10 protein-coding genes and 1 tRNA gene are annotated in these 10611 nt (G+C 65.7%); 2 read left to right on the top strand and 9 right to left on the bottom strand.

What is annotated here, in order from left to right; translation table 11 throughout:
• Positions 1 to 706, bottom strand: a 706-nt coding sequence (locus EN969_RS04710) for a PLP-dependent cysteine synthase family protein (protein ID WP_164758145.1), incomplete at its 3' end; no start/stop codon positions are given.
• Positions 707 to 960: 254 nt separating this feature from the next.
• On the opposite strand from EN969_RS04710, the gene EN969_RS04715 reads away from it, so the two are divergent.
• Together EN969_RS04715 and EN969_RS04720 are read left to right on the top strand one after the other, a co-directional pair.
• On the top strand, positions 961 to 2949 hold the full coding sequence (locus EN969_RS04715; protein WP_013528611.1) for an adenylate cyclase: 1989 nt from the start codon (positions 961 to 963) through the stop codon (positions 2947 to 2949).
• A 130-nt stretch (positions 2950 to 3079) separates the two neighbouring features.
• Positions 3080 to 3259: a hypothetical protein gene (locus EN969_RS04720; RefSeq protein WP_023814179.1), complete on the top strand. Its 180-nt coding sequence runs from the start codon at positions 3080 to 3082 to the stop codon at positions 3257 to 3259.
• A gap of 121 nt (positions 3260 to 3380) precedes the next feature.
• Here EN969_RS04720 and EN969_RS04725 read toward each other — a convergent pair whose 3' ends face one another.
• The 8 genes from EN969_RS04725 to EN969_RS04760 all read right to left on the bottom strand — a co-directional run.
• Positions 3381 to 3944, bottom strand: a complete 564-nt coding sequence (locus EN969_RS04725) for a cytochrome b (protein ID WP_063169663.1) — start codon at positions 3942 to 3944, stop codon at positions 3381 to 3383.
• A 196-nt stretch (positions 3945 to 4140) separates the two neighbouring features.
• Positions 4141 to 4449: a UBP-type zinc finger domain-containing protein gene (locus tag EN969_RS04730; protein ID WP_063169662.1), complete on the bottom strand. Its 309-nt coding sequence runs from the start codon at positions 4447 to 4449 to the stop codon at positions 4141 to 4143.
• Positions 4446 to 6131 (bottom strand): FAD-dependent oxidoreductase, encoded by a 1686-nt coding sequence (locus EN969_RS04735; RefSeq protein ID WP_063169661.1) that lies wholly within the window; start codon positions 6129 to 6131, stop codon positions 4446 to 4448. Before EN969_RS04735 ends, EN969_RS04730 begins: the two co-directional genes overlap by 4 nt.
• Positions 6132 to 6281: 150 nt before the next feature.
• Positions 6282 to 6366, bottom strand: a tRNA-Leu gene (locus EN969_RS04740).
• A gap of 73 nt (positions 6367 to 6439) precedes the next feature.
• Positions 6440 to 7060, bottom strand: a complete 621-nt coding sequence (locus tag EN969_RS04745; protein ID WP_013528615.1) for a 2,3-bisphosphoglycerate-dependent phosphoglycerate mutase — start codon at positions 7058 to 7060, stop codon at positions 6440 to 6442.
• 33 nt (positions 7061 to 7093) lie between these two features.
• Positions 7094 to 7936, bottom strand: coding sequence for a 4-hydroxy-tetrahydrodipicolinate reductase (gene dapB, locus EN969_RS04750; protein ID WP_013528616.1), 843 nt, complete (start codon positions 7934 to 7936; stop codon positions 7094 to 7096).
• Complete coding sequence (locus EN969_RS04755; protein ID WP_024502175.1) at positions 7933 to 9804, bottom strand: ABC transporter ATP-binding protein; 1872 nt, start codon at positions 9802 to 9804, stop codon at positions 7933 to 7935. The genes dapB and EN969_RS04755 overlap by 4 nt, the downstream gene beginning before the upstream one ends.
• A 78-nt stretch (positions 9805 to 9882) precedes the next feature.
• Positions 9883 to 10611 (bottom strand): glucokinase (locus tag EN969_RS04760; protein ID WP_127419006.1); only part of this gene is annotated, 729 nt, incomplete at its 5' end.

Here is a 10611-nt window from a genome sequence, read left to right on the forward strand (position 1 = left end):
GAGCACCATCGACGCCGCGCTGCTGGACCTTGCCGCTGCCGACGAGCTGCGCGTTGGCCGGCTCGGACAGCACGATGCGGGTTTCCGGCCGCTCGCGGCGCAGCACGCGCGCCACGCCCACCACCGTGCCGCCGGTGCCATAGCCGGTGACGAAGCAATCAAGCCGCGAGCCGGCGAAATCATTGACGATCTCGCGCGCCGTCGTTGCCTCGTGGATGGCGGCGTTGGCGGTCGTCTCGAACTGGCGGGCAAGGAACCAGCCATTGGCCTCGGCCAGTTCCACCGCCTTCTTGTACATGCCGAAACCTTTTTCTGCGCGCGGCGTCAGCACCACCTTGGCGCCCAGCATGCGCATCAGTTTGCGGCGCTCGACCGAAAAACTGTCGGCCATCGTGACGACCAGCGGATAGCCCTTTTGCGCGCAGACCATGGCGAGGCCAATGCCGGTGTTGCCGCTGGTCGCCTCGACCACCGTCTGGCCCGGCTTCAGCGCCCCGCTGCGCTCGCCCTCCTCGATGATGTTGAGCGCCAGCCGGTCCTTCACCGAGGCGCCGGGATTGAAATACTCGGCCTTGACGTAGATCGTCGCGTGGGACGGTCCGAGATTGTTGATGCGAACCACCGGCGTGTCGCCGACGGTGTCGAGAATGCTGTCGAACAGGCGGCCGCGCCCGGCCGTGGTTCTGATCTTCTGCTGCTGCAACATCTTGGTCTCCTTGATTGTCATCGCGTTTTGTCTTCACGGGCCGGTTACAAACCGGCGGGCTGGGCGGCGAGGTTTGGTGACCTTGCCGCGCTAGGACTGACATGCCGCACAGCGGCAATGCCCGTATCCGGCGCTGATATCCGCTGCCGGATGCGCCGTGTCGTGTTTGGTGATACAGGAGAGGCCGACAGGCCAGCGTGGGAGCAGGCGTGGAAACGCACGTGGAATCCACTCGATCGAGGCCGGACGGCGACATGCCGGTCCTTTCCGTGCGCCTGCTCGGACCGCTGATGATCTCCCGCGACGGCGCTCCGGTTGCCCTGCCCGCGTCACGCAAGCTGCGCGCGCTGCTCGCCTATCTGGCGCTGGCGCCGCATCCGGTCAGCCGCAGTCGCCTGTGCGAGTTGTTGTGGGATGTGCCGAACGACCCAAGGGGCGAACTGCGCTGGTGCCTGAGCAAGCTGCGCGGCGCGCTTGACATGCCGGCCCGGCGCCGGGTCTCCACCCAAGGCGATACGGTCGCACTCGATCTCGACGATTGCCTGGTCGATGTGCTGGAGGTCAGCCGCGCCGCCGCGCAAGGGATCGGCACGCTTGACGTCGAGCGCTTGCGCGTGCTGGCCGGACTGTTTGCCGGCGATTTCCTCGACGGGCTGGAGCTCGAGCGCAGCCCGCATTTCAACAGCTGGCTGATCGCGCAGCGCCGCCGCTTCAGCGCTTGCCATGCCGCCGTGCTGGAACGCCTTGTCGCGAGCCTGCCGGCTTATAGTGACGAGGCGATCGCCCATCTCGACACATGGGTGGAACTGGCGCCGTTCGACACGTGCGGACATCTGGCGTTGCTGTCCAATCTGGCCGGGCGCGGCGAGGTCGGCGCGGCCGAAGAGCATCTGGCCGCGGCGGAACGATTGTTTCGGTCGGAGGAGCTCGATTTCGCACCGCTTCGCGCGGCCTGGCGGGCGATCCGTGACCGACAGTCGGGCACCTCGCTTCGAACGGCCTGCCTGTCCACGCTATCGCCACTGGTGGCCACCATGCCCACCGCACCCGGCCCGGTCGAGCCCAGCCACGCTTCGCTGGCGGTGATGCCGTTTGTCGAGGAGAGCGGCGGCACGCGCGGCGGATTGGCCGACGGTTTCACCCACGACATCATCACCCGCCTGGCCAAGCTCAGGGATTTCTTCGTCATCGCGCGCGGATCGGTGTTTGCGCTGGCAGAGCAGAACATCGCGCCCGAGGATGCCGGCCGCCGGCTGAATGTCGACTATGTCGCCACCGGCACGGTGCGCAGCCCGTCCGGCCGCCTCATCGTCAGCGTCGAGCTGATCGAGGTGCGCAGCGCCAGGATCGTCTGGGCCGAGACCTTCGAGCGCAGGCCCGATGACATCTTTTCCGTGCTCGACGACATCGGCAACAGCATCGTCTCCTCGATCTCGGCCGAGATCGAAACGGTCGAGCGCAACCGCGCCATGCTGAAGGCGCCCAGCTCGCTCAACGCCTGGGAGGCGTACCATCGCGGCCTCTGGCACATGTACCGCTTCACCCAGGCCGAAAACGAGCAGGCGCGGCATTTCTTTGCCCAGGCCTTGCAGCTCGACCCGACCTTCGCCCGTGCCTATGCCGGCCTGTCCTTCACCCACTGGCAGAACGCCTTCCAGCGCTGGGGCGATCGCGACCGCGAAAGCGCGCTGGCCTTCGAGAGCGCCGGCCACAGCCTGCTGGTCGACGACCACAATCCGGCCGCCCATTGGGCGATGGGCCGGGCGCTGTGGCTGCGCGGCGAGCAGGACGGCTCGCTGCTCGAACTCGAGCGGGCGGTCGATCTCAGCCCCAACTTCGCGCTCGGCCACTACGCTTTGTCCTTCGTGCATTCGCAGTCGGGCGACCCGCGAGCGGCGATAGGCTCTTCCGATCATTCGCGCCATCTCAGCCCGTTCGACCCGCTGCTGTTCGGCATGCTGGGCGCACGCGCCATGGCGCATGTCCGGCTCGGCCAGTTTGAGGAGGCGGCCGAATGGGCGCTGAAGGCGGCGGCGCGGCCCAACGCCCACGCCATCATACTGGCGATCGCCGCGCACTGCCTGGCGCTGGCCGGACGGCTCGACGAGGCGCGCGGCTTCGCCGCCGCCATCCGCAAGACAAGGCCGGACTATTGCGCCGACGATTTCATCGGCACCTTTCGCTTCGAACCGGATGCCGTAGCGCTGTTCCGGCAGGGCGCCAGCCGCATCGGGCTCAACTGAAGCCCGGGATCGCCATCTTGGGGATCGCGTGGGAATTTCGCCTCAAATCCGCCAGGTTAACGAAGTCGGAAGGAGTTGTTTAACCGTTAGCTTCTATGTCACGGCCCGGGGGGCCGACAAAGTGAGTATGATGAGCAACAGCCCCGACAAGCGCAATGAATGGCGCGCCATATTTTACGTGCAGGCTCGCGTTGCCATCCTGTTTGTCCCGGTGGTTGCCAGCCTGCTTATCATAGCGGCGCTTGCCGGAAACGAACGCAAGTCGGTTCCCAGCATGATCGACCCGACCGTCACCGGCTCCGTGCGGTAGGCGCTATCGGTCGGCGTTAGCCCTCTCGGGGAGAGCGCCTTCTGAAGAAAAAAGAAGGTCGAGGGAAAGGCCCTCCCGATCAACGAGGGAAGGCGCCATGCGCTTTTCCTGGGAAACCACTTCACACTTTCCCGGACTTGCTCCAGGAGAGCGTGCTTTCCGGCAGCATTCGCTTGAGCACGTCGTCCTTGCGGATGAAATGATGCCATAGCGCCGCGGCCGCGTGCACTCCGGCGAGGATGAGGATCGAATTGGCGCACAGGCTGTGCAGTTCCCTGATGAACCGGGCCGTGTCGCGGTCGGGCGATACCGGGGCCGGGATGGTGAAGAGGCCGAAGAAGCTCAAGGCGTCGCCCCTATACCAAGTCAGCAGGATGCCGAGAGCCGGAATGGTCACCAGCAGCGCATAGAGCAGCAGATGCGCGATCTTGGCCGCCCATCGTTCAAGGTCCGACATTTCCGTCGGCAGCCCTGGCGTTCCCAGTATCAGGCGCAGGCCGACGCGGATGACGACCAGCGCAAACAACAGCAGCCCGAACGAAATATGGAACCACCAGACGAGCGCGCTGCCGGGATCGCCGCGCGGAAAAAGTTCTTCCACATAGGTCAAGCCATAAAGGCCGATGACCAGCAGAAACACCGCCCAGTGAATGGCTTTTTGCGCGCTTGTATAGGTGGGGTGCATGCGAGCCTTCCAGTTTTGAATGTTTCTAAACTAGCCGCGATCATGTCAAAGCTTTGTCGGGCTCGGATGATCGTGAGCTGGCAGGACACTGGAACGGGTAGGCTGTCAGTTTGCGGACAGTCGGGCATCGAGCGCGTAATGCTGGACAAAGAAAAACCCGGGCGAACCGGGCTCTTCTTCGGCGTCTCCAGGGCGCTCAAACAAAGCGCGGGATCGGACCGTTCTGCGGGGTCACATCGTCGCCGAGGTCGACAAACACCTCGTCGACATAGCACCATGCCCAGCCTTCGGGCGGATCGTAGCCCTCGATGATCGGATGCTTGATGGCGTGGAAATGCTTGGTGGCGTGGCGGTTGGGCGAGTCGTCGCAGCAGCCGACATGGCCGCAGGTACGACACAGCCGCAGATGCACCCATTGCGACCCGCTCTTCAGGCATTCCTCGCAGCCGAGCGCGCTCGGCGTGACCTTCCTGATGTCGCGCGTATGTCTGCATTCATCCATCATGGTCTCCCGGCCATTCGAAATGTGTCGGCGTTGCCGCGCGCGAGGTAGGCATGCAGAGCCGCGACCACCTGGGCGCCTTCGCCGACAGCCGCCGCGACCCGTTTGACCGAACCGGCGCGGACATCGCCTATGGCGAACACGCCGCTGCGGCTCGTCTCCATCTGCGCCGATCCTATGTCCGATCCGGTGCGCACGAAACCCCTGGCGTCCAGCGCGACATCGCAGTTGGCCAGCCAATCGGTGTTCGGATCGGCGCCGATGAAGAGGAAGAGATGGCGGATCGGGCGCGTCGTTTCCGCGCCGCTGGCGCGGTTGCGCCAGCGCACCGTGGCAAGATTGCCCTCTTCGCCGTCCAGCGCCTCGATTTCGGTCCCGGTCAGCACCTCGATGTTCGGCTGCGCCCGGATGCGCTCGACCAGGTAGCGCGACATGCTGGCATCGAGGCTGCCGCCGCGCGCCAGCAGCGCCACCTTCCGCGCATGACTGGCCAAGTAGACAGCCGCTTGCCCGGCCGAATTGCCGGCGCCGACCAGCGCCACTTCCTGGCCCGCGCAAAGCCGGCCTTCGATGGGCGACGCCCAATAGTGCACGGACGTCCCCTCGAACCGCGCCAGATCGGCGATGTCGAGGCGACGATAACGCGCGCCGCTGGCGATCACCACGCTGCGCGTGCGCACGGTCTCGCCGTCACCGACATCGAGCAGATAGCGGGCGCCTGAAGTGTCGGTGGCCGCGCTCAAAAGCTTCGCCTCGTCCGGGATGACCATTTCAACGCCGAACTTCTGCGCCTGGTTGTAGGCGCGCGCCATCAGCGCCATGCCGGTGATGCCGGTCGGGAAACCGAGATAGTTCTCGATGCGCGAGGAGGCGCCGGCCTGTCCGCCGAAGGCACGGCAATCGAGCACGATCGTCGACAGCCCTTCGGATGCCGCATAGACCGCCGCCGCCAGCCCTGCCGGGCCGGCGCCGACGATGGCCACGTCATACACCGTATCGGCATCGATCGGGCGCAACAGGCCGACGCAGCGGGCGAGGTCCTTTTCGCCGGGGTTCATCAGCAGCCTGCCGTTTGGACAGAGCACGATCGGCAGGTGGTGCGGATCGACCTCGAAGCGTTCGACCAGGGTTTTGGCGCAGGGATCGCTGTCGGAATCGAGCACGCGGTGCGGCTGGCCGCTGCGCGCCAGAAAACCCTGCAGCCGCAACACGTCGGCATTGTCCTGGGGTCCGATGATGATCGGCCCGCTGGTGGCGCTCTCCAAGAGCCCGACGCGGCGCAGGATCAGCGCCCGCATGATGCGCTCGCCGAGATTGGCCTCCTGCACCATCAGGTCGCGCAGTCGTTGCGAGGCGATGACGAACGCCTCCACCGGCTCGGCGGCCTGCGCATTCACCAGCGAGGGACGGGCCGAAAGCTGCGCCAGCTCACCGACAAAGCTGCCCGGGCCGTGCGTGACGATCGTCTCGCGCCGGCCGAGCCCGCCGTCCTGGGTGATGTCCACGCTACCCGACAGCACGACGATCAGGCCGGGCGCCACATCGCCGGCTTCGATGATGTGCTCGCCGGCTGCATAGGCGCTGGCCTCGCCGAACCGGCGCATGCGGTCGATGTCCACCTCGGCCAGCGTGGGGAACGCCTGGTCGCGGCGGGCACCGAAGATCGGGTTGGTGGATTGAGCCATGGTTTTGAGCGTAGCGAAGCGGCCGCGGAGTTTGAAGCGGTTTGTGAGGGGACTGGCCGGAAGGGGAGGTTGGCTGAAAAGAAAAAGCCCGGACGAACCGGGCTTTTTTCTCTAAGTTTCTGAACCGTCAAGTGGTTCGAAACGGGAATTTGGTGCCCAGAAGAGGACTCGAACCTCCACTCCTTGCGGAACACGGACCTGAACCGTGCGCGTCTACCAATTCCGCCATCTGGGCTGGTGCGGGCTCATGTAAGCGGGCAAGCGATTGCTGTCAACGCGCTTTTTTCGCAGGTGCTCCGTTCGCCGGCTCAGTCGTCCAGCACTTCCTTGGAAGCGACGGTGGAATCGGCGTTGAGCTGGTAGATGACCGGCACGCCGGTGCCGAGTTCCAGCTTGACGATCTCCTCGCCCGACTTGCCGTCGAGCGCCATGATCAGCGCGCGCAGGGAGTTGCCGTGCGCGGCGACCAGCACGGTGCCGCCGCGCAGCACATGCGGCTGCAAATCGTGCAGGTAATAGGGCCAGACGCGGGCGCCGGTGTCCTTCAGGCTCTCGCCGGCAGGCGGCGGCACGTCGTAGGAGCGGCGCCAGACATGCACCTGCTCCTCGCCCCATTTCTTGCGGGCGTCGTCCTTGTTGAGGCCGGAGAGGTCGCCATAGTCGCGCTCGTTGAGCGCCTGGTCGCGGATGGTCTTCAGGTCGCCCTGGCCGACCGCGTCGAGGATGTGCTGGCATGTCTTTTGCGCCCGGATCAGCGCGGAGGTGAAGGCGATGTCGAATTTCAGGCCGCGCGCCTTGAGCTTTTGCCCGGCGGCCTTGGCCTCGGCGTGGCCCTGTTCGGTCAGGTCGACGTCGCGCCAGCCGGTGAACAGGTTCTTCAAATTCCATTCGCTCTGGCCGTGGCGCACGAGCACGAGGGTTCGCGACATGTTTGCTCCTTCAGGTTTATGGATCAGGCCGGCTCAGCTGAGGCCGAGCACGTCCCGCATCGAATACAGTCCCGGCTTCTTGCCGCGCGCCCAAAGCGCCGCCTTGACGGCGCCGCGGGCGAAGATGGCGCGGTCCTCGGCGTGGTGCGACAGGGTGATGCGCTCGCCGGTGCCGGCCAGCATCACGCTGTGGTCGCCGACGACAGAGCCCCCGCGCAACGTGGCAAAGCCGATCGAGCCCGTCTTGCGCACCCCGGTGTGGCCGTCGCGGACGCGCACGTCGTTGCCTGAGAGCTCGATACCACGCCCGGCGGCGGCGGCTTCACCCAGCAGCAGCGCCGTGCCCGAAGGCGCGTCGACCTTGTGCTTGTGGTGCATTTCGAGGATCTCGATGTCGAAATCGTCGGCATCGAGCGCGCGCGCCGCCTGCTCGACCAGCACCGCCAGAAGATTGACGCCGAGGCTCATATTGCCCGATTTGACGATCGTCGCATGGCGCGCCGCCGCCGCGATCCTGGCATTGTCATCGGTCGAACAGCCGGTAGTGCCTATGACATGGACGATGCGCGCCTGCGCCGCGTAGCCGGCGAATTCGACCGTCGAAGCAGGCGTGGTGAAATCGAGCACACCGTCGGCCTTGGCGAACACCGGCAGCGGATCGTCGCTGATCGGCACGTTGATGATGCCGATGCCGGCCAGCTCGCCGGCATCCTTGCCCAGATGCGGCGAATCCGCCCGCTCGACCGCGCCGATGACCCGCGCGCCTGATATAGAGTGGATGGCACGGATCAGCGTCTGGCCCATGCGGCCGGCGGCGCCCACCACCACCAGGCCCATATCATTTGCCGGTCCGTCGGTTGCGGGCGTGGCGCTCATGTCGTGCTCCCGGCGATGCTCTGCGTGTCGATGCCTTGTGACAGGCGTTGCGCCGAAGTCCGGATCGGCGCGCTGTCGTCGACAAGCCCCAGACCCTTGACGCCCTGGATGCGGTGGAAGCGGGCATAGACGCTGTGCGGATCGGCCATCAGCGAGGCGTGCGTGCCTTCCTCGACCAGCCGGCCCTGTTCCATGACGATGATGTGGTCGGCATTGACCACCGTCGACAGCCGGTGCGCGATGACGATGGTGGTGCGGCCTTCCATGACCTTTGTCAGCGCCTGCTGGACGCGAGCCTCGGCCTCGTTGTCGAGCGCCGATGTCGCTTCGTCGAGCAAAAGGATCGGTGCCTGCCGCACGATGGCCCGCGCGATCGAGACGCGCTGGCGCTGGCCGCCGGACAGCGTCACGCCGTTCTCGCCGACCGGCGTGTCGTAGCCCTGCGGCTGCTGGCGAATGAAGTCGTCGGCCGCGGCTTGGCCCGCGGCCTGTTCGATCTCGGCATCGGTGGCGCTCAGCCGGCCGTAGCGGATGTTGTCGCGGATGGTGCCTTCGAACAGATAGGGCTGCTGCGAGACATAGGCGATGGAACCGCGCAGCGACTGTTTGGTGACCTTCGAGATGTCCTGGCCGTCGATCTCGATCGATCCCGCCTCGACATCGTAGAAGCGCTGCAGCAGCGCCACCAATGTCGTCTTGCCGGCGCCCGAAGCGCCGACGATTGCCGTCACCTTGCCGGCCGCGGCGACGAAACTCAGATCCTGCAGCACCGGAGCCTCCTCGACATAGCGGAAGGAGACGTTGTTGAAACGCACTTCGCCGGAGGTGAATTTCGCCTCGGCGGCGCCTTGGGCGTCGCTCTGCTGCGGCTCGATGTCGAGAAGCTCGTAGATCATGCGCGCATTCACAAGCGCGCGTTCCATGCCGACCTGCATGCGCGCCAGACGGCGGGCCGGATCATAGGCGAGCGTCAGCGCCGTGATGAAGGAAAACACCGCGCCCGGCGGCTGGCCGAGAACGGTGGCCCGGTAGCCGGAATAGGCGATGACGCTGGCGAAGGCGATGCCGGCCAGCAGTTCGGAGACCGGCGTCAGCCGCTCGGAGACGCGAGCGATCTTGTTCGACCGCTGCTCGGCATCCTCGGCTAGCTGGCTGATCCGGCGCGACAGCTCGTCCTCCATGGTGAAGGCCTTGACGATGGCGATGCCTTGCGTGGCTTCCTGCATGGCGCCGATCAGCCGAGAGTTGATCTGCACCGATTCGCGCGTGATGCGGCGCACCCGGCGCATCAGATAGGTGACGGTCCAGATCAGCGGCGGCCCGATCAGCAGCGAACTCAAGGAGAGTATCGGATCCTGGTAGATCATCACGCCGACCAGGCCGACCAGCGAGACGGCATCACGCGCGGTCGAGGTCACCGTCATCGACAACAGGTCGCGAATGCCGTTGACGTTCTCGTTGACCTGCGCGGCCAGCCGCCCGGACCTTGTGTCGTTGAAGAAGGAGACGCCAAGCTTCATCAGATGGTTGAAGATGCGCTGCTGATAGCGCGCCACCAGATTGTTGCCGATCCTGGCCATCGTCACCGCCTGGCCGTAGCCGGCAAGGCCGCGCAGGATGAAGGCACCGAGCAGTGCGGCGCAGATCCATGGGATCAGGTCGCCGCGCCGTTCGTAGAAGATCTGATTGACGACCGGACTCATGATCCAGGCGGCAAGCGCCGTCGTCGCCGACACGGTCAGCAGGCAGAGGATGGTGAAAACATACGCCCCCCGATAGTCGCGGCCATTTTCCTGGAGGATACGGCGGATGACCGCCACGATCTCTCCCGCACGGGGTTTCGACAAATTGGGGGGCTGAAATGTCAAATTGGAGCGCTTCGTAGATTTCCGCTTCCCGCGGCCGGGCAATTTGGCACCCCTCTTAACGCCAAGCAGCCAGCTTGCCTATGCCTCGGGGTGACTAACTTCGTCGCGCCAGCGCCGGCCCGAAGTCTGGACACCGAACAGCGAGGGGTTCCTGGCATAGGCGGCAAGGCCCAGAAGTGCGGCCAGCGGATGGGTAATGACATACACCGGCATGGTGCGCATCATCGCGCTGTGCGGCGCCTTGTCCTCGAAAGCGGCACGGAAATTGCCGGCTTTCAGCGCCGGCACGATCTTCTGCGCGATGCCACCGGTGAGAAACACGCCGCCGCGGCTCATGAACACCAGAGCAAGGTCGCCTGCCGTGCGCCCAAGGCAGGTGACGAAGGTCTCCAGCGCTTCCTCGGCAACCGGATCGGTTTTCGCAAGTGCCGCGGCAGTGATCTCGGCCGGCGTGGTGAAGGGCGACGGCTTGCCGTCCGCCTTGGCAACCGCCCGATAGACATTGACCAGACCGCGTCCGCACAGGATCTGCTCGCCCGAAATGCGGCCCTCCAGCTTCTCGATATGCGGAAAAACCTCGAAATCGCGGGCCGAGCGCGGACCGATGTCCATATGGCCGCCCTCGCCGGGCACCGGTATCCAGTGGTGCAGCGCATGGACCAGCCCGGCGACGCCGAGCCCGGTTCCGGGGCCGAGCACGACGCGGCCGGCATTGGGCTCCGGCGTGCCGCCGCCGATCTTTTCCATGTGCTCCTCGCCGAGCGCGACGACGGCCAGCGCCTGCGCCTCGAAATCGTTGAGCACGAC

It is taken from the genome of Mesorhizobium sp. M7A.F.Ca.CA.003.01.2.1 (assembly GCF_003998945.1).
Classification (GTDB): domain Bacteria; phylum Pseudomonadota; class Alphaproteobacteria; order Rhizobiales; family Rhizobiaceae; genus Mesorhizobium; species Mesorhizobium ciceri.